Raw genomic sequence first — 24,216 nt, 5'->3', positions numbered from 1 at the left:
TTCCATTCCTACCCAAAAGAAATCTCTCCAATGATTTTTAATAAATATAATAACACATATATTATTATACCATGTACTGCTTAATTAATATTTAATTGTGCATATGCGCATATACTATACATATGTTAGTATATTTACAAAAAGTATAATAACTGTTTGTTGTGCAAATCTGATTAAAAAGGAGGAAGGGAAATAAAGGTAGCTACAATGGCATTCTTGCTGGTATCTATTCTATTAGCAACCAGCATTTCTGCAAATGGAGAGATTTTAGTAGAAGTATGGGAACACTATAATGTAACACTAAATGTGCATTCTGACGGTACACACGTAACTGAAGAACTCACTATCAGGAATATTATCGATAAAACCGTTGTTCCGGGATATGGATACATAACGCTCAGTACAGAAAGCACATCACGTTTTTTAGGACTGCCTGTTCCTTTTACTGGAAATGCTCAAGCCATGGATATATCAGACGTCTCTGTAAAACTTGATGATGGCACAATAATAAATGATGTAGAGGTATCCGCCACCGAGAATGAAACCACAATAAAGTATGGATTCTGGATACCCATAATACCCGGAGAGAGCCGGACAATAACGATCGAATATACAACAGATGACATTGTTGAAAATGGGCTGATATTTGACCAGGTCACCTATAGCATACAACCATCCAGCATACCAATTGAAAATGCAAAGATGGAAGCAGACATTGATGGAAAGCATTTATCATACTCCAATTATCCTGCCCTAAGTATCGATGACACAATAGTCTGGACAAATAATGATATAGATAATAACACATGGAAACTCAATTTTGAATATGGACCCCTGCCGCTTCCAAAACTGCCGTTCAAATGGTCATTGATTTTCTTGATAATGATATTTGGAATAATATGCTTGTGGTCATACCGCCAGTGGAAATCCGACAAATAATATAGGTGATGAAAAGGATGAAGGCTACGCTATTCAAACAATTATCACTGATGATCATTGTAGCAGTAGCTTTTCAGTTTTCAGCAACAGCACTTGCAGAACAGCCAGTTATAATCACAGACAAAGAATCCTATAATCCCGGGGAAACAACATACATATCCATAAACGAGACAAGCAACGTAACAGCACATGTCATTGACCCATTAAATAGACTAACAGAGCTAACACTAACCCCATCGGAACATGGTTATCTTACAGAATACTCCCCACAGCAGGGAGTGGTTCTGGGTACATACATAATTCTTGTAAGCGGAGAACAGGTCAGTGAGACATGCGCATTCGATATACGGACACTATCCATAAACACAAGTTTCGAACAACAATATCCTTTAGGCGAAATATTCCTGTCTGGAAATATCACAGATGCTGCTACTCAAGCACCGGTAAATGCATCGGTGAATATTACGATAGATAACCTGACTGTTAGCACCTATGCATCAGACGGTGTTTTTTCAGCTAATTATTCAGCCAGTTCAACGGGTCAGAAAGTTGTGACTATTTCAGCTATTGATAACCAGAACATAACAGGTGCAACCACCACAGAATTCGAGGTATATGCTCCTGATGTTGAGGAAATAGAATCCAGTACAACACAACTTTTGGGAACCACTACCGCACCAACTGTAACTGCAAGTATGGAATTGAATGAAATAAGCCCAATAGAAATAGACCCAATAGATATTGAACCAATACTCCTTTACATTTCAGGATATGTTTCCCCTACTGATAACTCTGGAATTTGCACAGATCCAACCAATGCTTATGCTGATGAAGGGGGTAATTCCATTTTTAATGAAACATGGAATATTTATTCAGGCTATAATTTCAATCTGCCTGCTAACGCAACTATACTCGCTGTTAATGTCAAAATTGATGCTATGTCAACATATCCATCTGAGGAAAGTCCTGACAGCATTAAGCTTCAGGTAAGTTGTGATGGCGGAAGTACATGGTTGACACAAAACGGCTCACAGGTACTGACAGATAATCAGACGTCTTATCTTATAAATGTTAAAGACTGGACACAATGGACACCTGACAAAATAAATAATGACAATATACAAGTTAAGGTTGAAGATATAGGAAACAACACAGTCGAACTTGACTGGATACCTATATTGATAACCTATGTTATGGAGACGAACCAGGCACCAATGATGCTCACTACTGACCCAATATGGTGGAATGAGGACTATCAGTATCGCCAGAATATAGTGATTGACGCTGCTTCTTCAAATATAAGCTCTGGATATTCCGCATCAATTACCTTTAACCATTCGAATATGGTCGATGATGGCAGGTCAACGGCTAGTGGGGATGATCTGAGAGTTCTTTACTGGAATGACAGCAGATGGGCAGAACTTGACAGAATCCTGGATGAGAATTCAAGCTGGAACAATGCATCCACAAAGATATGGATAAAGACACAGAAAGAGATAACAGCAGATTCGGTTAGTAACGATTACTTCATGTATTACGGTAACTCTTCAGCTATGAATCCACCTGAGAACGCAGATAATGTCTATCTCTTCTATGATGATTTCGAAACCCTGAATACAAGTAAATGGCAAATTATGCAGTACAGTATGGGCATATCAAATGGAATACTGATAATGTATCCGGCCAGCAGTATATTTTCAGGCACTGACGACACATTTGGAGTTAATACCACATGGGAAGCAAAGGTCCTGCTTGGTGGTGATGGCAGCGAACAGTACTTCAATTACCTGACAAGCTGTGAAGATGCCTATTATGCAGGGGATTGGATCGGATTCAAGACCGAGTCCTCAACACATCTGGCAGACACCAGTACGCTGGGCAGCAATTCGTTTACAGCTGATACTCCAACACAGTTTCATGAATACAGGTTCGATCGTGAGGACAAATCCAGAATAACCTTCTACCAGGACGGTGTCGAGGTCAAGAACCTCACATCAGGCATCCCCACCGGAAACCTGAGTGTGCTGCTCTGGAATAATTATGTTATTGACCCCTATTCGGACTATCTTCCGCAGCTATACACAATGCAATATGACTGGGTCAAGGTCAGAGAATATGTAAGCTCAAAACCATCACTGTCCATGAATGTGGAAGAGGGAATCTCTACATTGAGTTCAAGGACACTGAACGAGACAGAATCAATGACAATAATACTCAATGCAACTGATCCGGATGGCGATATACTGACATACTCCACAAACGCGACCTTTGGAAACCTAAGTGACAATATGTTCACCTGGACAACCGATTTTGATGACAACGGAATATATCATGTGAGTTTCAACGTTTCAGATGGGAGCCTGATAGACAGCGAAGTTGTAGTCATCACGGTAAATAACACAAACAGAGCACCTGTTCTTTCGTTCACAAGTGACAACATGCAATATGTTGCACCACCAGAAGTATGGAATTGCACATTTGGAGGAGATGCAAGTGATTACGCATACTCTGTGCAAAAAACAAATGATGATGGATACATTATAGCAGGGGACTCCGGTTCTTTTGGAGAAGGATACCACAATGTATGGTTAATTAAAACGTAACTATTCAGCCTGGCACGATTTGCCTATTGGTACTGATTTCATCGAAATAGAGATGTCTGCTCACTAACAATCTAACAATCAAAAAAGCAATCAATAGCAACAATCAAAATAAATGATCCTAATGAAATTTACGTTTCAACTTTTTGTCAAGATTGTTATTGATAGCGTTTTTATCAGGCTGAATAGTTACATTAAAACAACTTCAGATGGAACCGAAGAGTGGAACAATACTTTTGGCACTACAAGTAGCGACTATGCTTACTCTGTTCAGCAGACAGATGATGATGGATACATTATTGCAGGACAGACAAATTCATACGGAGCAGGGTCTTCTGATGCATGGCTGATAAAAACAGATCAAAATGGAACAGAAGAGTGGAACCAAACATTTGGAAGAATTGTAGATGACTATGCACGTTCTGTGATGCAGGTCAGCGACAGCGGATATGTATTTGCAGGCAGAACTTCCCTACTTGATGAATCATATAATTTCATAGATTATGGATGGCTGGTGAAAACAGACGACAACGGGAACCACGTATGGAATCAAACATTTGGTGGAAATGGTAGTGATTACACCTATTCTGTCACGTCAACAAATGATGGAGGATATGTTCTTGCAGGCGAAACAAATTCATTTGGAACTAGTTCCCATGATGCGTGGCTGATAAAAACCGATTCAAACGGTAATGAAGAATGGAACAGGACTTTTGATGGTTACGACGGATCATATTCGGATGAAGCACATTCTGCAAAACAGACAAGCGATGGGGGATTTATAGTTGCAGGGGAAAAAACGAATTTAGGTGGATCCAGAAGTATCTGGCTGATCAAAACAGATAGTAATGGAAATGCCACCTGGAACAAGTCGTTTGGAAGCCCACAAAGCGGAAAATACTATGATGTCTGGAGCACGGATGACGGTGGATATGTAATTACAGGTAACACAGAATCACCTGCCGGAGGTTACAAATACGACGGATGGATCATCAAAACTGATTCGCAGGGAAACGAGCTATGGAACAAAACACTTGGAGGAGATTCTAACGACTACCTGTACTCGCTTACTATGACTGATGATAATGAATTCATAGCTGTGGGTGACATGCTACCAGACGGTCTATGGTATACAGAAGCATGGATGATCAAGCTGGAAGCAGAATCGCTTTTCATAGAAGTGAACGAATCCGAACTGCTAACTATTACATTCAATGCAACCGACATTGATGGGGATTCAGTTACGTACAACACAAATGCCACATTCGGGACACTGGTAGATAATATTTTTACGTGGACACCTGATTATGATGACAATGGCACATATTATGTAGAATTCAACGTATCTGATGGAAGTATGAATGATACAGAAATTGTTACTTTAACAGTAAACAATGTAATACCAGAATTCATAAACTTCAGTGTCATAAAAATGATAGAATCCGGAACATCGATTAACAGCTTCAATATAACTCTTAACCAGACAAGTCTCGTTGATTATAATATGACAGGTATAAGAGTTTATGACATTGTTCCTGTTAATTTTACAATAGCAGGCTCTTCTCCCGGTTACAATGAATCCCAGAATAACAAATACTACTGGAACCTGGATCTTGTAGCAGGAGAAAGCAAAAATATAACCTATGTGCTCACCGGAACCGGAGAGTATCATGTGACCGATCTTTTCAATACAGGAGCCGGTCACTCATGAAGTATTCATCAATTGTCCTGCTGGCATTAGTTATTTCGGGATCCATTTTTACATTTAACGCAGATGCTGTGCCCTTGAATCTCCAGCTTAGAAGTTCAGAATATTTAACCGGTGTGGTCTTTTATCCTGATGGAAGCTCTGTCTATGACAATGTTACTGGCATACTGTACCTGACAAATCCATCACTGAACCATACTGTTTCGGATATAAGCATAAACTTCAGTGATCAGGTATCACTTGGATCAAAACATATAAAGCACCTTGAACCTAATTCAAGCACGTCGATACCTTACAGCATACTTAGCTCTGACGTCGCCATACCCTTGTCTGTAAGGGAGTCTTTTACACCAGTGAAGATTACACAGGGAATAGAACAGGAAGTAGTATTCACAGTAACAATGAATAATTCCGGGAATGAGAATATTTCCATAATTGATTTTGAGAAGGATTTTTCCAGTGAACTTGTATATAGAACAATAGAATCCTCCAGAGGAAATTCATCATTTTTAAATAATACCTGTCTTTGGAGTGAATTTGAGCTATCACCGGGTTCTGAAGAAACGCTCAGCATCACATTTAGCACACAGGCTAATTCTGATATCAACATAAACCCTTCTAACCTATCTTTCATAAGTCCGGTATATGCAGTTGAAAGCAATCTATCGGTTTCCGCAATTACTGATACTACATTCACAGTTGAAAAGGAAAACATCTATGGTGACAACTGGCGGGTTGGAGTTATAGTTGAAGATTCCAGTGATTTTGACTATTCACTATATCGGGTAGAAGTATACGTTTCTGATACAATGCTTAATAATACGACATTGATAAAGGAATATGATCTTAATACCACTTTACACCCCGGTGAATCATGGAGTAACTGGTTCTTCCACGAATATGAAGGAATACCTGTAGAGGATTTCGAGAAACTACCATCAATACTCATACAATTTAATAAAATTTAAATAATAGCAAAGCAAATTTACTATTATGGATTCTTTTACTGATTTTGCCTTAAATGAAGAATATAAGCGTCTCCAATCTGTCGGAGATAAGCTTGCTGAAATTGAATATTTAGTAGATTGGAAGCCTTTTCGCCCTATTCTGGAGTCAATGTACATAAACAGAACAGCTTCAGGCGGACGGCCTGAAGCTGATGTTATTGTAATGTTCAAGATGCTTGTTCTGCAACAATGGCATGGTCTTTCTGATGCTGAGCTTGAAAAGCAGTGTATTGACAGGATATCCTTTAGGAAATTCCTGGGATTTCCTGAATATGTACCAGACAGTACAACTGTCTGGTCATTCAGGAAGAGAATTATCGACAATGGTAAAGAAAAAGCGGTGTGGGATGAAATGCAGAATCAGCTTGATGCTCTTGGTTTGAAGATTAAAAAAGGAATGATCCAGGATGCAACTTTTATTCACTCAGATCCAGGACATGCAAAAGCAGATGTACTCAGAGGAAAAGATGCGAAAACAAGAAGAAGCAAAGATGGAACCTGGACTAAGAAAAATGGTAAATCTCACTTTGGATACAAACTTCATACAATTATTGATAAGGATTATGAACTAATCAGAAGATTTGAGACAACAACTGCATCACTTCACGATTCACAGGTTGATCTGTCTGAAAAGGGTGAAGTGGTGTATAGAGATAAAGGATATTTTGGAGCAATAGCAAAAGGTTTTGCAGCAACAATGCAACGAGCTGTAAGAGGACATCCTTTAGGAATAATGGATATCCTCAGAAATGAAAGAATAAGTGTGAAAAGAGTCCCTTGCGAAAGAGTGTATGCAGTGACAAAAGAAATATTTAAAACCAGAAAGGTTCTTGTTACAACTGTAGAAAGAGTGAATGCAAAAATGTTGATGACAGCTTTTTGTTTTAATCTGCATCAATTGAGGACACTAAAAACCAAAGGAGTAATTTAGGATAGCGGGAGCTATACTAAAAATAAGGATTAATGAAGAGAAATTAAACAAAATGATAAAAAATGAGAGGATATAATTGAGTTTGAATACTTTAATGATCTAAAATGAGGGAATATCGAAATCCTCTGTATTCTTTGCCCGAATATTTTACACAATACCTTACAGCATCTCCGGTACTTCCATGCCTTTGACAGCATCGCAAAGCGGAGGATTTATTATCAGCTCGACGGTTCAACCTCTTAGAGAGATAGAAAGCACAATTGGCGGTATGGTTGAACCCCCACAAGCAGATATCCCAGCAGAAAATATTTCACAGAACGCAACTGAGCACCTTCATTACAATATTAGTCAAATAGAGCGTATTAGTCCATCATTCAATGCAAAACCAATTATTAACGGACAAAATGAGAAAACATCATTTACTGATATTGTAAAAGTTCAATATGTCGCATATATGGCAGTTGCTGCCGGTGCTATACTGCTTGTTTTTGGCAAAACGAAGCTTTGAACGTAAAAATCATGAGAACAGAAATTATCAATTCCCAGTCATCGTAATTCATTTCAGAGAAACTGATTAGCTCACTGTAATGGTCGCATATAGTTTTCTGTTACTTGATATTTTAGTTGCTTCCTTTATGTCTTATCGACTTTTAAGCAATAATGTCATTCTTAAAGGTTATTGTCCGAAAAATAAGGTATTATTCGGACAAAAGCAGTATTATTCAGTCAAAGTTATGAATTATCGATTTAAGAGTGAAAGGATGGCACTTTGAACTGAATACAAAGAAAGTAAAAAAGTAGAGGAAATACCATTATGATACTTACTCTGATTCAGGTTTCTCAACTTTTCCCATAAAGAGTATACAACCCGTTCTTTTGTCCTCGATGAAGAACATGAATGGATGGTCAGCTTCGAACTGCCAGGTTGATACTATCCCTGATGTTAGCATCATAGCAGCCGTTGCAGCAGCAGCTTCAGTTCCTTTCTCGTTTACCCCAATGTGTGCTTGATGTACTACTTCAGATATGAATAATCCACCATTGGCACTGATTCCTGTAAAATCAGCCTTGTCTGAATCAAAGGCATCAACGATTCCCATGTTCTGTAATGGTTTATTTAATTCCGCTTTTGTATCAAACATGAACTTTGGCAACAAGATTTTTACTTGGTCCGAATTAAGAATTTCCTTTAGCTCTTTGTAGTAAGCAAGCGTAAAATCGTTTTCAAAGCCTTCAATGTCATTTTCAGATGGAAGAATAATGTACATGCTAATATCATCACCCTTATACGGCAATTCTAAGATTTTGGCATTCTCATCTTCCCCATAATTGAATGTACCTACGACATACATCGTGTCAACTTTCTTCTCCCGCCCATCGGAAAGATAGAATGCTCCTTTTCTTGTACCTGCTTCTTCAAATTCCTGTAGCCATGTACCATTGAAATAGACTGCATTGGTAATTATTAACCTTGTACTTCCATCAATGGTTCCTTTAGCCAGCAGATCCTTTATTTTGTCATTTGTTTTATCCTCAACCCAATCATTGATTACAAGTCTGGATTCTTCTGTTTGTCCTGCAAAATCAAGTGGTGTTACCTTCCCGCTATAGTAGTTTTCTGCATTAGATACATACTGTTCATTCAATGTATAATCTTTAAGAACCCATAGTGCATTCGCGGATTTAAGTTCGTATTCATCGTTACCAGAATTAATTGTGCCTATCATCTCTTTCGAACTTTCTTCAAGAACAGGTTTACTAAGAGGATAGTAAAATACATTTGATATCTGTTCTTTTGTAGTACCTTCAGCTCCATCATAACAAATAGCCACTGCAGAAAATATACTGTATGGCGAAAAGAAGACATTTTCACCATTATTTTTTATCATTGAATACATGTCAAAAGCAAAAGCATTGTTTGCTGTTGCAATATCATATTCCTCAACGGATTCTGCACTGATAATAGTCTTTGTATTTACAGTTGAATCTTCAACGCAACCAAGGAAAAGTGATGAAAACACGCATAATGAAACTAATGTTATTATTTTTAAAAATCTCATAATCTTTAATTTAGAGGTATGCATAAACTTTTTGTGGTACCTGTTAAATTTACACTGAAACGTATAAGAATTATTAAATGTACAGACGCTATGGTCAAATTGATAGTAATTTCAACCCATTTTAACAGGTTACATGGAACTAAAAAATTTTCATGAAGTGAACATAATAAAAATCGTGAAAGGGATTTCCATCAGCAATGTAAAGCCACAAATTGATTTAATCTGTCAAAAGTGATTATTTCCTATAGACCTCTGCTCCCATTCAAGCGCATTAAAATAAGGTCAAAACAGATTATTTATCGGATAACAACATGAATTTTCCGACAAAATCATGAATATTCGGGTAAATCTATTTTTCGGACAAATCGAGTATTATATGTAACTAATATAAATTTTGGCTCTGTAGAAAACCTATTAAAATCAATGTCAATCGGGCAAAATTATAAAATTCATTCAATATCGAGCAGTCGTTTTAAATAATTATTAATTTTCATTCTCGCCTGAATATCGATGATTTCTACGGAGCCTAAATTTTTAAGCTTACGAAAATTGATATTCTAATTCCACTTTAAAATCGACAGATATTGCCGTAAACCATAGCTATGGACGCAAGCAAAATTAATGAAATCTATATGAAGAACAACCAAATTAATAACAATCAACAGAATAAATAATAATTAAAGGAGATGAATTATTGAGGTTAAACATCAGATTACTTACAGTTTCAGCGGTTGTCATTCTTATATGTATGACTTCAGGTTGTGTGTCAGACAACACTGAAGACAATAATGCTACTACAACGCCAGATGCCGATGAGCATACAGAAAATACCGACGATGCTAACGTGACAACAAAAGCAATACCACCTCTTCACCATGAGTATTCAGAGAATGACAGCCAGAACACAGTCTATGCCATCGTTGGTGATACAATTGTTGTCAACCTTGAAGAGAATCCCACAACCGGTTATTCATGGAATATGACATACAGCAGTGGACTTGAACTTAGAGAGGATATGTTCCTTCAAGAAAGCATGAATGTAAACCTTGTAGGTGCAGGTGGTTCTCACAAATGGATCTTTAAAGTCACTGACACAGAAGAGCAAAGCATATCCGCAGTATACATCCGTCCATGGGAAGAAAGGACAGGGACCGAGAACAACTATGATCTGATCATAAGGGTGCTTGCTGAGAATAAACTTATAACCGACAAAGGAAAAGTAACATACAACGACATTGAAGGCGGTTTCTATGGAATCATTGGAACTTCTGACGTAAAGTATGATCCTGTAAACTTACCAGAAGAATTGAGTACTGACGGCACAGAAGTTAGATTTACAGCATATCCACGTGATGATATGATGAGTTTCCACATGTGGGGACAGATCATAGAATTAAGGACCATAAATCAGGTCCTATAAACCAAATAAAGAAAAACAGGTGATCTGTTGTATCTGTAACAGATCAAATTATATTTTTTGCGCTTTTCTATTTATTCAAGATTGTGCATCAATGGGAGCATGGAGATATTTATAGGTTCACCAAATGCCCTGTCACCTGCATCACCAAGACCGGGCAGGATGTAACCCTTGTCGTTGAGTTCCCTGTCGATCTTTGTCACGTAAATCTCAACATCAGGCAGTTCCTCCTTAAGAGCTGTTATGCCTTCCGGAGCTGCAAGTATTCCTATGATAACAACTCTCTTGGGATTCCCACATTTCTTGATCTCAGTTACAGTTTTCAGAAGAGTGGAACCTGTTGCAATCATTGGGTCACAGATAATTACTGTGTCTTCCTCCCTCATGTAAGGAACTTTGATATAACTCATCTCAATCTCAAAATCAGGCGCTTTGCCCCTGGAAGCGGATACAATACCTACTCTTGAATGTTCCAGTGTCTTAATGAGGCCTTCCATGAGTGGTATGGCAACCCTGAGCACTGTGATGATATATACATGATCCCTGTCACCGGAAGCAACGCCATCCATACTCTCAAGAGGAGTCTCGATCTTTACCTTTTTAAAATCCATTGTCTTGGTAAACTCATAACCCATGTATCTTCCAAGTTTCACCAGACCTTTCCTGAATCTGATATTCTCTGTTTCCTTTGACCGAAGCTCGGTAAGTATTTCCATAAGGTACGGAGAATCCTCAAATGAATAGACAGTCTCCCATCTTTCGTCTTTTATCATATTTCCACCTGAATTTAGATTTATATTTGAATTTGTTAATCTGATTAAGTTTACTTGTCACAAACGATTTTGTTATTTGAGCAATTGGTCCATTATTATTGCTGATATGGCACCCACCGCCATTCCTGATGCAAGGATACTTGCAATTATGTCCGGGAAATTTGCCAGGAATTCTGCCGGCAGTTGTGGAGCACCAAGACCCAATACCAGTGAACTTGCCAGAATGAGCGTGTTTCTGTCATTCAATTCTACCTTGTCTTTTATAAGTTTAAGACCCGTGACTCCGATCATTCCGTAGAGTGCCGTTGTCAGACCACCCAATACAGGCGCAGGAATAGAGGCCAGGAGGCCGGAGAACTTAGGTATAAGTGAGAACAGTATAAGAATACCTGCACCGATTTGAACAACCTGAACACTTGATACTTTTGTAAGAGCCACAAGCCCGATGTTCTCTGAATAACTGGTAGTACCACATGCACCAAATACACCGGCAATAGAACAGGATAGACCTTCCGAACCAATACCACGATTTATTTTCTTGTTGTCAATCGGCAGGTCAGCAATAGTTGATATTGCATGATAGTCACCCACACTTTCAATTATGCTAACCATGAATGCAAAAAGGATTATAATAATGGCACTGATGTCAAATACCGGAGTCCCCCATGGAAGCAATTTGGGCAAGCTGAAAAACGGAAGACTTTTCACAAGCCCGAAATCAACAATTCCAAATGCAATACTCAGGACGTATCCTACCAAAGCACCTGCAATGACCGGCATGGTCTTGAAGGTGCCTTTTGCTTTCAACGCAACAAGAATTGTAGTGATGAATGTTACAAGAGCTATTATTGAAGAAGGCAGAATGCTAGAACCGGAAGCATCTGCAAAATAATTAAAAGAATACTGGACTGCCACATTGGCAAGAGAGAAACCCACAAGCATAATTGTTATACCCGTTACAAGAGGTGAGAAAAGCTTTTTCAGTTTTCCGATGAGTCCTAAAGCTCCGGTCAGTCCTTCAATTACACCACCAACGATCAAAGCACCTTCCACCGCAGCAAGTCCGATACCGGAACCAATAGCAATAAGGCCTGGAATGAAGGCAAAACTCGAACCCTGAACAATTGGGAACTTAGAACCTATAAATGTCTGTAACAGGGTTGCAATTCCCATTGCAAGAAGAACAGCCTGCATCATCACTGCAATATCCGAAAGAGGAAGTCCTATAGCAGAACCGACTACAAGCGGAACAGTAACAGTTGCACCGAACATAGCCAGAACGTGCTGGAATCCTAAAACAATTCGTTTCATACCAATCTCCATAAAATAATTTCAACTAACTCTATTTCAACTTTAGCAGTCATTTTTCCTTCAGATATATTATAGATGAAACTACCAAAGTTTTTGATTATGACAATGTTTTTCCCGAATCAATATTCATTCTTCATGATTAATATTGTTTGGGTTGCATCTTCCAGGAGTGTAAAAACATTGTAACTATTCAGCCTGGCACGATTTGCCTATTGGTACTGATTTCATCGAAATAGAGATGTCTGCTCACTAACAATCTAACAATCAAAAAAGCAATCAATAGCAACAATCAAAATAAATGATTCTAATGAAATTTACGTTTCAACTTTTTGTCAAGATTGTTATTGATAGCGTTTTTATCAGGCTGAATAGTTACAAAACATTTTTGAACAAACAGAAACGATAAGAATTTAAGGAGGCATCTGATGGATAAAAAGAAAGAAATAAAAGGGAAAAAACTAGAGGACATAGAGATTCCACCTCTGGATGAACAAATAGATACCTGGTGTACGGTTCCAGAACAAAATGACGAGACAAAGAGTGCAGGAGACCTCGAAGTTGATGCCTGGTGTGATAACACTACAGTAGAACAGAAAGAGAAGGAAAAAGAAAAGAAATAATTGCCTTTATATCGATTTTTGTAACTATTCAGCCTGGCACGATTTGCCTATTGGTACTGATTTCATCGAAATAGAGATGTCTGCTCACTAACAATCTAACAATCAAAAAATCAATCAATAGCAACAATCAAAATAAATGATCCTAATGAAATTTACGTTTCAACTTTTTGTCAAGATTGTTATTGATAGCGTTTTTATCAGGCTGAATAGTTACCGATTTTGTAACTATTCAGCCTGGCACGATTTGCCTATTGGTACTGATTTCATCGAAATAGAGATGTCTGCTCACTAACAATCTAACAATCAAAAAAGCAATCAATAGCAACAATCAAAATAAATGATTCTAATGAAATTTACGTTTCAACTTTTTGTCAAGATTGTTATTGATAGCGTTTTTATCAGGCTGAATAGTTACCCGATTTTTTATTTTACCCCAAAGAGTAATTTCAATACTCTTTGAGAGGAAACTTTATAATTTATAAGCCCTGATTTATAAATGGGAGAGTTCATATTTAGAACTTAGTGGGGAGAACTAAGTCTGAATGTTTAAACGGTGTTCTCAATGATCAGGATTTAAAACAAACTAATAGTGCAAACTATATTCAGGGGAGATAGGGTATGTATGAACCCATAAAGAAACAAAAAGATGCATTAAATATTCTTAAAAACATCGATCCGAATGTTGAGATAAAGTGGGATGATAAAACAGGCGCTCCACTGCGATTGAAGGGTGTTCTGGCCCGGAATGAGCAGAAAGATCCGGTAAATGCTGCATTGGATTTCCTTGATGGGAACAAGGGACTTTTTTTACTGGAATCCGTTCAAAAGGAAATGCTGCTTAAGAGAGTAGATACTGACAGAATCGGCACCAGACATGTTCGTATGCAGCAGGTCTACAAGGACTTACCTGTATTTGGCAGTGAAGTGATAGTTCATATTGATGCAAATAATAGCATCAAAGGAACAACAGGGAAACTAACACCTGGAATCAAACTTCCGGAAAAACCAAAAATCAAGGATGAAGAAGCTCTGAAAATAGTACTTGGCGATGATAGGAATAATTCTAAGGAACGCCTGCATGCAGAGCCTACTCTTATGATACTTTCACAGTTCATCGAAACACCCCATCTTGTATGGCATGTGACTGTCAATGGTATGGATAAAATGCTAAATGGCGATAAAACGCCTGCAAAATGGGAATACTTTGTTGATGCACTGACCGGGAAAATTGTCTGGAAATACAATAATGAGCAGACACATACAAGTACCACCGGTTCAGGAATAGGAACATATGCAGGTGCATCAACTATTAGCACATTACACGATCATGGCTCAGCCAAATATCTACTTGAAGATCAATCGATACCCAGTTCTGGAAGGGTAATTACTCACGATGCCAATGGTGGCTATCCTCCTGCCCCTGTCTCTGAAGACAACAATAACAACTGGTCTGCAGCAGCTCAGGGGCCTGATGTTGATTGTCATCTTTACACGAGGATGGTGTTTGACTATTTCTTTACTGTACACGGACGTGACAGCTACGATAATGCCGGAGCTGACATGCATATTTATGCCAACTGCGGAACAGATTGGAATAATGCATCATGGAATGGAAGTTATGTCAAGATAGGAAACGGAGATGGAATAAGATATAATCCACTTTGTGCACAGGATATAATCTCCCATGAATGGACACATGCTGTTACTGAGTACACTGCAGGACTGGTATATAGTAATGAATCCGGTGCTTTGAATGAATCCATGTCGGATGTCTTTGCCGCTCTGATAACCGGTGACTGGCTCTTTGGAGAAGATGCATGGCTACTTCCATCCGCACCTGGTTCACGCAATATGGAAGACCCAACCAATGGCGGACTGTATGACCCTGCAAATCCGATAGACAGCGTTATTGCAGGTCATCAACCTGACCACATGACTGACAAATATACCGGTACCGCAGACTTCGGTGGTGTCCACATAAACAGCGGTATTATGAACAAAGCCGCTTACCTGATAGCAACTGGTGGCACTCATCGAGGCATCAGGATATGTGAAGGACTTGGACGCGACGTACTTGGTCTTATTTACTACCAGGCACTTACAACCTATCTGGTTTCAAGTTCCGATTTTAGTGATATGAAAGATGCGGTGTTGGATTCACTTGATGATCTCTACTCAACCAACCCGCATTATTCACGCTGGAGAGCAAGCATTATCAATGCTTTTGCTGCTGTGGGTATTGGCACCGCGGTTATCTGTCCGCTAATATGCTGGATAGCTCCATCCATCTGTCCGCCATCGCCACATATACTATGCCCACCTGCACCGGGTTTCGCATGCCCTCCTGCACCATATATATGCCCACCTTCACCAGGTTTTACATGTCCGCCATCGCCACATATAATATGTCCACCATCACCGGACCTGATATGCCCACCATCACCAATGATAGTATGTCCGCCTTCGCCATATACGGCATGTCCACCGTCACCTGGACTGTCATGTCTGCCAGGGCCTGATCCAATGCCTTATAATCCGGAGATCCGCATAAGACCGGATATAACGGTGAAAACAGATATACTGGAAATTATAGGAATCGGTCCTGAAACTGCGACTCTTTTCAAAGCCAGATCCATCCAGAATCTGGGAGAGTTCCTGAAGGCTACTGAGAACTCAAAGAAGATAAGTGAACTTTCAGAGGTCCTGGGAATATCGGAAGCTAAGATGAATGACTGGAGAAAGAAGACCCTTGTAATGCTTGGGGAAATTAGGTGAGCTTACTGAAAAACGAACCGGGAACTATTCCCGGACCCTTTTCTATTTTAGATAGGGATGAGCTTGTGCCATATTTCCCCTTCCGCATCAATCAGGAAGAGGATGTATGGGTGATAGAAAGCCCCTTTACCGGGCAGGAAAATGAGCTGAATGAGCCTGCTTTCTGGCTGTTGAAGCTGTGTGATGGATACAGGACACTTGATGAGGTCATCACTGAGATCTCGAAGTCCTATAAGACTGACAGGAACGACGTTGTTGACATGAGTATACCCCTGCTTGAGAAACTCACAAATGAAGGAGTTCTCTGGTGGCGCAAAGATAGGCTTAACTACTGGAAATTCCCGGCTCCTGCCGGCGTATTATGGGACCTGACAGCAAAATGCAACCTGAGATGCAAGCACTGCGTTGTTAGTGCAGGTGAAGAGGGCACAGAAGAGTTAAGTTTTGACGAGTGTTGCACACTGATAGACCAATTTGCAGATTTTGGGGTCGGACAATTGATCCTTAGTGGTGGTGAGCCGATGTTCAGGAAGGACTTTTTCGAGATTGCCGAATATGCAGCAGGAAAGAACATCATGATACAGGTTGCTACCAACGGAACGCTGATAGATGAGACAGCTGCACATAAACTTGCCAGTATAGGTGCCTGTGCACAGGTGAGCCTTGATTCCTCCGAGTCTGCCGTGCATGATGAGTTTCGCCAGCATCCCGGCTCGTGGCAGAAAACAAGGGAGGGAATCGAGCTTCTTGTGGAAGCAGGCGTTCCCGTCACACTTGCAGCCACAGTTACTACAATGAACATCGACAACATCCCTGAGCTCTACGAACTTGGAAAAAATCTTGGAGTTCAAACATTCCGCATCCTGCCTTTTGTTCCATTCGGACGAGGCAAGTATGCTGATGAACTGGAAGTCGCTCCTGCAAGAATGGGAGAACTGACGGAGTTCCTTCATTCTAAGAAAGAGGCAAACGAACTCAATATAGCTCCAATGGAATTCGAGTGCACTTTCAGCCCTCCACCAGAACAGGGGATTGATGCTGAGACAAGAATCGGATGCGATGGTGCCATTGGATACTGCACTGTCACATCAAGCGGAGAAGTCCTCCCATGCAACTACTTTTCAGGAGCAGAGACTGAGAATGTGAAAGAACACGATTTCCAGTGGATATGGGATAACTCCCGTTTCCTGAATTATTTCAGGAGCCTGAAAGCCACGGATGTAAAAGGCAGTTGTCAGGAGTGCGATTGGCTTCCCGTGTGTAGGGGAAGTTGTATTGCAGCTAATTTTGCCCATGGGGATATCTTCCAGTCCAATTGTCATTGCTGGCTGGTGAATTCCGGTGAATGACTTCGAACCATGCAGGCTTAATGCCTGTTAAATTTCAGTTTTCAGATTCAAGAGATTTGAAATAATCTTTTGTTTCTGATATCACTACTTTTCTAAGTGCTGCCAGTGCTATGAGATTTGGAATTGCCATGAGCCCGTTGAAAATATCTGCCAGTATCCATATCGCATCCAGTGTCAGGAAAGCACCGATGAAGACCAAAACTACATAGATCATCCTAAAGGGAAGTATAGCTTTTACTCCGAAAAGGAATTCCGTACACCTTTCTGCATAATAGTTCCATCCCAGGATGGTTGTGAAGGCAAAGAACATCAAACCGATACCAACTACATAACCACCGATGCCCAGAACGCTGGAATAAGCCTGATTGGTCATGTATGCACCGGCAAGTTCGCCTTTCCATGAACCTGTCATTATTAGGACTATGCCAGTCATTGTGCACACGATTATTGTGTCAAAGAATGTGCCGGTCATGGAGATGAGACCCTGTTTTGCCGGACTTTTCACTTTTGCCGCTGCTGCTGCTATTGGTGCACTACCAAGTCCTGATTCATTGGAAAATACACCTCTGGCAATGCCAAATTGCACCGCCATCATGATGGAAGCTCCCAGAAATCCACCTGTTGCTGCTGTCCTGCTAAAAGCTGACTGGATCACAAGAGAGATAACAGCAGGCAGGGAACTGATGTTCAGTGCTATTATTAAAATGGAGCTGAGCACGTAGGCGATCGCCATGAATGGAACTATGAATTCTGCAACTCTGGTGATGCTTTTCACACCTCCTATGGTAACGAGGAATACCAGTAGCGAGATCACTATGGCAGTTTGCAGGGCAGGAAATCCAAAGGTTATCTTTACTGAATCCACAATGGCATTGACCTGTGTGAAGGTTCCAATACCCATGCATCCCACGAATATCCCAAAGACGGCAAAGGCTTTTGAGAGTATACCACTATACGATTTGTCCGCAAGACCGTTTTTGATGTAGTGCATGGGACCGCCGGCTGCCTGTCCGTTCTCATCGAATGTCCGGTACTTCACAGCCAGAGTACATTCTGCATACTTTGTTGCCATTCCAAAGAATGCGGCCATCCACATCCAGAACAGTGCTCCGGGTCCGCCTACTTTTATGGCTGTGGCGACACCCACTATGTTTCCAGTACCTATGGTCGCAGCAAGTGCAAGTGTGAGTGCACCAAAACTGGATACATCCCCCTTTGAGCCTTTTTCTTCGTTATGGTGACCAAATACATATTTTAAAGCAAGTGGCAGGTGCTTTATCTGGATAAAACCAAGACTGAATGTAAAAAAGACACCGGTGCCAACGAGCAATAGCAGTAAAGGCGGACCCCAAATGAAGTCATCCACTACTTTGAGATAAGAGAGCAGTTCAGTTGAGTTCAGTGTAGACAATATGGAGTCCACAAAGCTCATTCAACCAGCCCTGTTTTTTCAAAGCAAAGCGGGATCTCCGACAGATAGTAAATACTGTTGTTCTCAAAAATAAACTGCAATGGGAAGATCATAACACCTTTTTCCACCGCTTGTATCATAGTTTTTGTGAAATCAGGATCGATCTTCCAGTTAGGAGTAAAACACCCTGCATCAGACCTGAGAACCAGAATGATGATCGCTGCATCATTTCCCTCGTCCACAGCACGTATGAGTTCCTCAAGATGACGTTTGCCACGGGTCGTTGGAGCATCCGGAAACATAGCAATGTTATTCTCCGCCAGTGTACAGCCTTTAACCTCAACCCACGTACGCTTTACATTTTCCTTTCCCTTTTCCTCCCCCTCAACTTCATTAGTCTCAAGAAGAAAGTCCAGCCTGCTGTCACCAAATTTCTGCTCAGGAATTATGTTATCAATATCTTTCAACTCATCAATAACCTGATTCTCCAGCACCCACTGAGAAATCTGCCTGTGAAATGCAGAGTTGATAAGTATCCACTCATCCCCGATCCTGCCTGCAATTACATCCCATCCGGTCTTTCTGTTAGGATTACTAGCCTTCCTCAAAAGCAGCCTGTTACCCGGATAGAGTATGTCAATGAGCCTGCCGGGATCATGTACGTGAGCTTTTTCCTGTTTTTTGATACCGCTGTCATCTATTTCCACGATTGCAAGGAAACGGTTTGGTCGCTCTATGAGGATGGCTTCTGTGTCTGTTTGGATTTGGAGGACTTCTGTGCGAGTTTGGGAAGATACTGGAATTTTTGCCGTCATGCCTGTGTTTATGATGTGTTTGTATTCAATAAAGACATTATGTAAAGAGTTGATAAGTGCAAATCAGAATCCCATAGCGTTCAGTTGAGGATATATACGACGTGTAAAAAGTGTACACTTTTTAATTTTTGATTTGAAATAATTTCCAGATACTATTTTAAAGTTTTAGGATTTATAAGAAATATGAGGCTATTCTTGGATTTTCGACAATACTGGGATTATAATGTTTCATAATACCTGTTAGTCTTGTACTAAACAATATCATTTCCCACAGAACTTCTCTAAGGAAGGGATAAATGAATGAAAATAACGGTATGCGAACTCAAAAATGAAATGGACATATTTGAAGACGAATGGCAAAAATTGGTGGACCACGTCAAATCTGAAGAGAGCGAGTTGGTGGTACTGCCTGAAATGCCATTTTATCGCTGGGTTGCTCAAACTAACCAGATTGATGCAAAAGTATGGCGAGAATCAGTTGAAATTCATGACCTTTGGATGTCACGTTTAATAGAATTGGCACCTGCAATAGTTGTGGGTTCCCGACCGGTTATCAGCAAAAGGAAGCATTTGAATGAAGCTTTTGTTTGGGATGAGGTGGCAGGATACAAGGCGGTTCATCATAAATACTATCTACCAGATGAAGAATGGTGTTGGGAAGCTTCTTGGTATGAGCGCGGAGAAAAGGATTTCACCATAATTCAGAGTGAACGAGCACGAATAGGATTTCTCATATGCACAGAGTTGTGGTTCAATTTTCATGCCCGTGAATATGCCAAACAAAATATCGAGTTACTTGTTTGTCCCCGAGCGACAGATATTAGTTCAGTCGACAAATGGATTGCAGGAGGCAGGACTGCGGCGGTGGTGTCAGGAGCCTATTGCTTATCTTCAAACTTCAGTTATGGAGATGGAGATTCTTTTAAATGGGGAGGCAACGGTTGGATTATCGAACCAGAGAATGGAACTGTTTTGGGGACAAACTCACATAAACATCCATTTTTAACTCTCGAACTTGATTTAAGCGCAACATATGCCGCTAAACTTACATATCCTCGCAATGTAATTGATTAAAAAACATTGATTTTTTAAATCAACTTTAGCGTTCTCAACAAATTGATCTCATTGATTTAATCGCTAATGAATGTGTTTATTCAAAATAAACGGTTTATCATCCTTAATATTTGTCTTCATATAATGGAACGTATCTTAGAGAATACCATTCTGACCCACAAAAAAACAAAAAAAATCGTAACTATTCAGCCTACCACAATTAGCCTATTGATACTGATTTAATCAAAACGGAGATGTTTGCTCACTAACAACCTAAGAATCAAAAAAGCAATCAATGGCAACAATCAAAATTAATGATCCTAATAAAATGTAGGTCTCAACTTTTTGTCAAGATTGCTATTGATAGTGTTTTTATCAGGCTGAATAGTTACAAAAAATCAAGCAAAAGCTTTCAGCGCTGAAACTGCAGCTTTCTTCAAAAATCCCTTGCATTCAATATCAAGAGTGCCACTATTAAGTGAAGATGACAACTGACTCGTGGGGTCATCACTGTGAAGTATTGCCTTTATAGTAGTCTCATCGGTTAAAACGGATACTGTGGGGTCGATTCCGCTGCTTGAAGAAACTTTTTGGAACTCTGTGATGACACCATCTTTTGTGACGGCTTTTATCTTCAGGTTGGTGTTATCATTCTGTGCAATATCAAGAAGGATAACATCATTTCCTGCAACCTTTTTGACCACATCGGGGACTTCATCAATGCCGTTATTGTAATACCCGACATACCTCTGCATTTCGCTGTAAAGATCGGGTTTTACAGGTTTTGCATAAGCTCCTTCGATAGATTGTGTATTTGCGGTCTGTGTTTGAGAAGCAGATGAACCGGAATCATAATTCGAGTTTGAACTTGAGCTTGAACCAGACTTGTGGGTTTGTGGTGATGTTGCAGATATTGATTTACCCTCATCTGTGTTTTTGTCTGTCAGAGAGCTTAAGATATCATGTTCATCCAATTCATCCTTTATGACATCCACAACGCCTGCCAGTGACAGGTTTGAAAGCAGTAGAGCGATCAGGATCGTTGCAGCAACTAAGAGAATCTGTTTTCCATCCCGCTTTTTAGTATCCACTCTCATAATTAAGCAGTAGTTATGTCAGGTTTAAAAGGACTATGTCCATGAAATTTGAAAGTATGTACCTGAAATAAAGAAGAACTGGATTCAAAACCTGTGAAAAAAGTGTTCATTCTGTACTACTGTTTAAATTCACTAGGTTTATGTAGTAAAAATTCTATATTGTGAGGCATAACAGACCGAATAGCAATTCAAAAACAGGACTTTCAGCAAGTTGCCAGAATTGTTATCAGGGGGAGTCTAAATGAAAACAGGAGTAAGTAAACAAATTTGTCTGCCATTAGCCATTCTTTTAGCAATCTTGTTAGCAGCCTCACCAGCAATTGCCACTGCATCGATCGATTACATGAACATTGATGTTGATATCAACAACGGATACGCAGTAACTACCGTAGAGCAAAAAATCACAAGCAACGAAGATGAATCAGCCTATGACGATTTCAGTATATTCAAATCAGAAGAGGCATTCATATCAGGTTTTACCCTGATGATCGATGGTGAGGAATACAACTCCGAGGTGCTTCCAAAAGGACAGGCTGCAGAAGAATTCGAGGAAGCCGTGTCTGAAGGAAAATCAGCAGGACTACTGACAGATGCAGGCAAGGACAGGTTCAGCTACGCATTGAACTTTGAACCTCATCAGAGTATTATCGTCAGGCTGACCTACGAGCAGGCGTTGAAAAAGACCCTTGGGGAATATGAATACACTCAGCCGCTTCGAAGTTACCACAATGTGGACAACCTATCCTTAAATGTGGACATCAATTCTGTGAACAAAATACTCAGTCTGGAAACTTCCGGATTTGACGGAGCTAATGTAGAATATATCTCATCCACCAACGGACAAGTAACATATAATTCAGACTCCATGCCTAATTCAGATCTTAATATCATTTTCACTACCAATGACCCAGAACTAAACGGAGATATGCTATTTTACGAGACAGCCGGTCAGGGTTATATGATGCACATATTCTCCCCAACTGAAGAAGACCTGGGTACAACAGCACTTAGCAAGGACATCATCTTTGTGATTGACAAATCCGGCTCCATGGAAGGAGAAAAGATGAACCAGGTCAAGAGTGTGTTTTCGGATATCATCTATGGTCTGCCATCCAACGACCGCTACAATGTGATCTTCTTTGACAGTGAAGTGCACACTTATTCGGAACAACTGATGGAGGCTAATGCAAGTTCCAGAAAAGATTCCATCGAATTCGTGGACAGCTTAAGAGCCGATGGTGGCACAAATATCAATGATGCACTGGTGACTGCACTTGGAATGTTCAGTACTAAAAGCGAGAATGTCCCGATCATTGTATTTCTCACCGATGGCGAACCAACTTCCGGTGTTACTTCCACGTATGTTATCCGTGAGAATGTCATGGAAGCTAACAAGGCAGAAGTTTCCACATTCACCATTGCTTTTGGGATCGAACGTGAGGAGTATTATGAGTACCTGAGGGTGCTGAGTTTGGAGAACAACGGCAAAGCAGAGCGTTTCACCTCCACCAATAGTGCAGAAGAAAGTATCAGCGATTTCTACGCAACCATATCCACCCCGTTAATAACAGATATAGAATTTAGTTACAACGCAAAGGTGTCGGATATTGTGAACACTGTAGAAAGCAGCCTGTTTGCAGGATCAGACGCAATTGTACTGGGTAAATACAATACAGGAACCAATACTATAAACTCAGAGATACAGGCGACCAGCCGCTCAGGAACCCAGAAATTCAACAACCAGTTCACAGTAATTTCAAAATCGGAAAATTCCTTCATTCCAAGATTATGGGCTTACGAAACTATCAACGATCTGCTTGACAGGATCAAGGTGGAAGGCGAAACAGACGAACTTGTTGCATCAGTCACCGACCTCTCACTGGAATTCGAATTTGTGACTCCATACACCTCGCTCTTTGTAGAGATACCTGAAATCGAGGAAACTGATTCTGTAAACAGTCCACCTCCCGGCGATATGTATGCAGACGAGGAAATGGTTGTGGATGATTCCGAGGGTGGAGATGAAGTAATGGAAGAAATGCCTGTGGAAGAGGAGATGATTGAAGCAGAAATAGGTGAAGACCAAGATATGCCCATTGAAGAAGCTGAAGCAGAATCACCCGGATTTGAGACATTGTATGCTGTTGTGGGAGTTGTGGGAGTGATGTTGTTGTTAAAAAGACGTGAGTGAAATTTTTGTGTTAGATGGAGAGGTTCAGGTTGAACCTCTCTAAATGATAAAGAGATATATACGACATGAAAAAAGTGTATGCTAGTTTTATTAAAACATTAATTCTAGACTAATATTATATAGTTGCCTAACACACCTTTGTATTTATTCTATATCAGT

The 24,216-nt window shown here is 40.1% G+C and carries 18 protein-coding genes; 12 read left to right on the top strand and 6 right to left on the bottom strand.

The features are described from left to right. Positions 1 to 207 precede the first annotated feature (207 nt). From WN948_RS14650 to WN948_RS14625, 6 genes are all read left to right on the top strand, one after another. Positions 208 to 939 (top strand): hypothetical protein, encoded by a 732-nt coding sequence (locus tag WN948_RS14650; RefSeq protein WP_342304907.1) that lies wholly within the window; start codon positions 208 to 210, stop codon positions 937 to 939. Positions 940 to 956: 17 nt separating this feature from the next. Next, positions 957 to 3,542 carry an Ig-like domain-containing protein gene (locus tag WN948_RS14645; protein ID WP_342304906.1) on the top strand — a complete coding sequence of 862 codons (2,586 nt, stop codon included), beginning with the start codon at positions 957 to 959 and terminating at the stop codon, positions 3,540 to 3,542. Positions 3,543 to 3,663: 121 nt separating this feature from the next. Then, a complete protein-coding gene (locus WN948_RS14640) occupies positions 3,664 to 5,250 on the top strand; it encodes an Ig-like domain-containing protein (protein WP_342304905.1) in 1,587 nt (528 codons plus the stop codon). Further along, positions 5,247 to 6,215 carry a hypothetical protein gene (locus tag WN948_RS14635; RefSeq protein ID WP_342304904.1) on the top strand — a complete coding sequence of 323 codons (969 nt, stop codon included), beginning with the start codon at positions 5,247 to 5,249 and terminating at the stop codon, positions 6,213 to 6,215. Before WN948_RS14640 ends, WN948_RS14635 begins: the two co-directional genes overlap by 4 nt. A gap of 25 nt (positions 6,216 to 6,240) precedes the next feature. After that, positions 6,241 to 7,185: an IS5 family transposase gene (locus WN948_RS14630; RefSeq protein ID WP_342303665.1), complete on the top strand. Its 945-nt coding sequence runs from the start codon at positions 6,241 to 6,243 to the stop codon at positions 7,183 to 7,185. A gap of 181 nt (positions 7,186 to 7,366) precedes the next feature. After that, the gene (locus tag WN948_RS14625; protein WP_342304903.1) at positions 7,367 to 7,693 is read left to right on the top strand and encodes a hypothetical protein; all 327 of its coding nucleotides are present in this window, start codon (positions 7,367 to 7,369) and stop codon (positions 7,691 to 7,693) included. 313 nt (positions 7,694 to 8,006) lie between these two features. Here WN948_RS14625 and WN948_RS14620 read toward each other — a convergent pair whose 3' ends face one another. Continuing rightward, the gene (locus tag WN948_RS14620) at positions 8,007 to 9,206 is read right to left on the bottom strand and encodes a serpin family protein (protein ID WP_342304902.1); all 1,200 of its coding nucleotides are present in this window, start codon (positions 9,204 to 9,206) and stop codon (positions 8,007 to 8,009) included. An 802-nt stretch (positions 9,207 to 10,008) separates the two neighbouring features. Between WN948_RS14620 and WN948_RS14615 the strand changes: the two genes are divergently transcribed. Beyond that, positions 10,009 to 10,665 carry a protease inhibitor I42 family protein gene (locus WN948_RS14615; protein ID WP_342304901.1) on the top strand — a complete coding sequence of 219 codons (657 nt, stop codon included), beginning with the start codon at positions 10,009 to 10,011 and terminating at the stop codon, positions 10,663 to 10,665. Positions 10,666 to 10,736: 71 nt separating this feature from the next. On the opposite strand, the gene upp is transcribed toward WN948_RS14615, so the two are convergent. Together upp and WN948_RS14605 are read right to left on the bottom strand one after the other, a co-directional pair. Next, on the bottom strand, positions 10,737 to 11,435 hold the full coding sequence (gene upp, locus WN948_RS14610) for a uracil phosphoribosyltransferase (protein ID WP_342304900.1): 699 nt from the start codon (positions 11,433 to 11,435) through the stop codon (positions 10,737 to 10,739). Between the two features lie 72 nt (positions 11,436 to 11,507). Beyond that, the gene (locus tag WN948_RS14605) at positions 11,508 to 12,746 is read right to left on the bottom strand and encodes a uracil-xanthine permease family protein (protein ID WP_342304899.1); all 1,239 of its coding nucleotides are present in this window, start codon (positions 12,744 to 12,746) and stop codon (positions 11,508 to 11,510) included. Positions 12,747 to 13,171: 425 nt separating this feature from the next. On the opposite strand from WN948_RS14605, the gene WN948_RS14600 reads away from it, so the two are divergent. From WN948_RS14600 to WN948_RS14590, 3 genes are all read left to right on the top strand, one after another. Continuing rightward, positions 13,172 to 13,366: a hypothetical protein gene (locus WN948_RS14600; RefSeq protein ID WP_342304898.1), complete on the top strand. Its 195-nt coding sequence runs from the start codon at positions 13,172 to 13,174 to the stop codon at positions 13,364 to 13,366. Between the two features lie 618 nt (positions 13,367 to 13,984). Further along, positions 13,985 to 16,141: a M4 family metallopeptidase gene (locus WN948_RS14595; RefSeq protein WP_342304897.1), complete on the top strand. Its 2,157-nt coding sequence runs from the start codon at positions 13,985 to 13,987 to the stop codon at positions 16,139 to 16,141. Then, positions 16,138 to 17,490, top strand: a complete 1,353-nt coding sequence (locus WN948_RS14590; protein WP_342304896.1) for a PqqD family peptide modification chaperone — start codon at positions 16,138 to 16,140, stop codon at positions 17,488 to 17,490. The genes WN948_RS14595 and WN948_RS14590 overlap by 4 nt, the downstream gene beginning before the upstream one ends. 34 nt (positions 17,491 to 17,524) lie before the next feature. Here WN948_RS14590 and WN948_RS14585 read toward each other — a convergent pair whose 3' ends face one another. Beyond that, a complete protein-coding gene (locus tag WN948_RS14585) occupies positions 17,525 to 18,922 on the bottom strand; it encodes a sodium:alanine symporter family protein (RefSeq protein WP_342304895.1) in 1,398 nt (465 codons plus the stop codon). Next, on the bottom strand, positions 18,919 to 19,716 hold the full coding sequence (gene sfsA / locus WN948_RS14580) for a DNA/RNA nuclease SfsA (protein ID WP_342304894.1): 798 nt from the start codon (positions 19,714 to 19,716) through the stop codon (positions 18,919 to 18,921). Before sfsA ends, WN948_RS14585 begins: the two co-directional genes overlap by 4 nt. A gap of 300 nt (positions 19,717 to 20,016) precedes the next feature. On the opposite strand from sfsA, the gene WN948_RS14575 reads away from it, so the two are divergent. Further along, positions 20,017 to 20,790, top strand: a complete 774-nt coding sequence (locus tag WN948_RS14575; protein WP_342304893.1) for a carbon-nitrogen hydrolase family protein — start codon at positions 20,017 to 20,019, stop codon at positions 20,788 to 20,790. Between the two features lie 377 nt (positions 20,791 to 21,167). Here the strand turns inward: WN948_RS14575 and WN948_RS14570 are convergent, their stop codons facing one another. Continuing rightward, a complete protein-coding gene (locus tag WN948_RS14570) occupies positions 21,168 to 21,866 on the bottom strand; it encodes a hypothetical protein (RefSeq protein WP_342304892.1) in 699 nt (232 codons plus the stop codon). Between the two features lie 241 nt (positions 21,867 to 22,107). Between WN948_RS14570 and WN948_RS14565 the strand changes: the two genes are divergently transcribed. After that, a complete protein-coding gene (locus WN948_RS14565; protein ID WP_342304891.1) occupies positions 22,108 to 24,057 on the top strand; it encodes a VIT and VWA domain-containing protein in 1,950 nt (649 codons plus the stop codon). Positions 24,058 to 24,216 lie beyond the last annotated feature (159 nt).

This window comes from Methanolobus sp. ZRKC5, from assembly GCF_038446525.1.
Taxonomy (GTDB): domain Archaea; phylum Halobacteriota; class Methanosarcinia; order Methanosarcinales; family Methanosarcinaceae; genus Methanolobus.
This window is presented reverse-complemented; position numbering and strand designations above follow the sequence as displayed.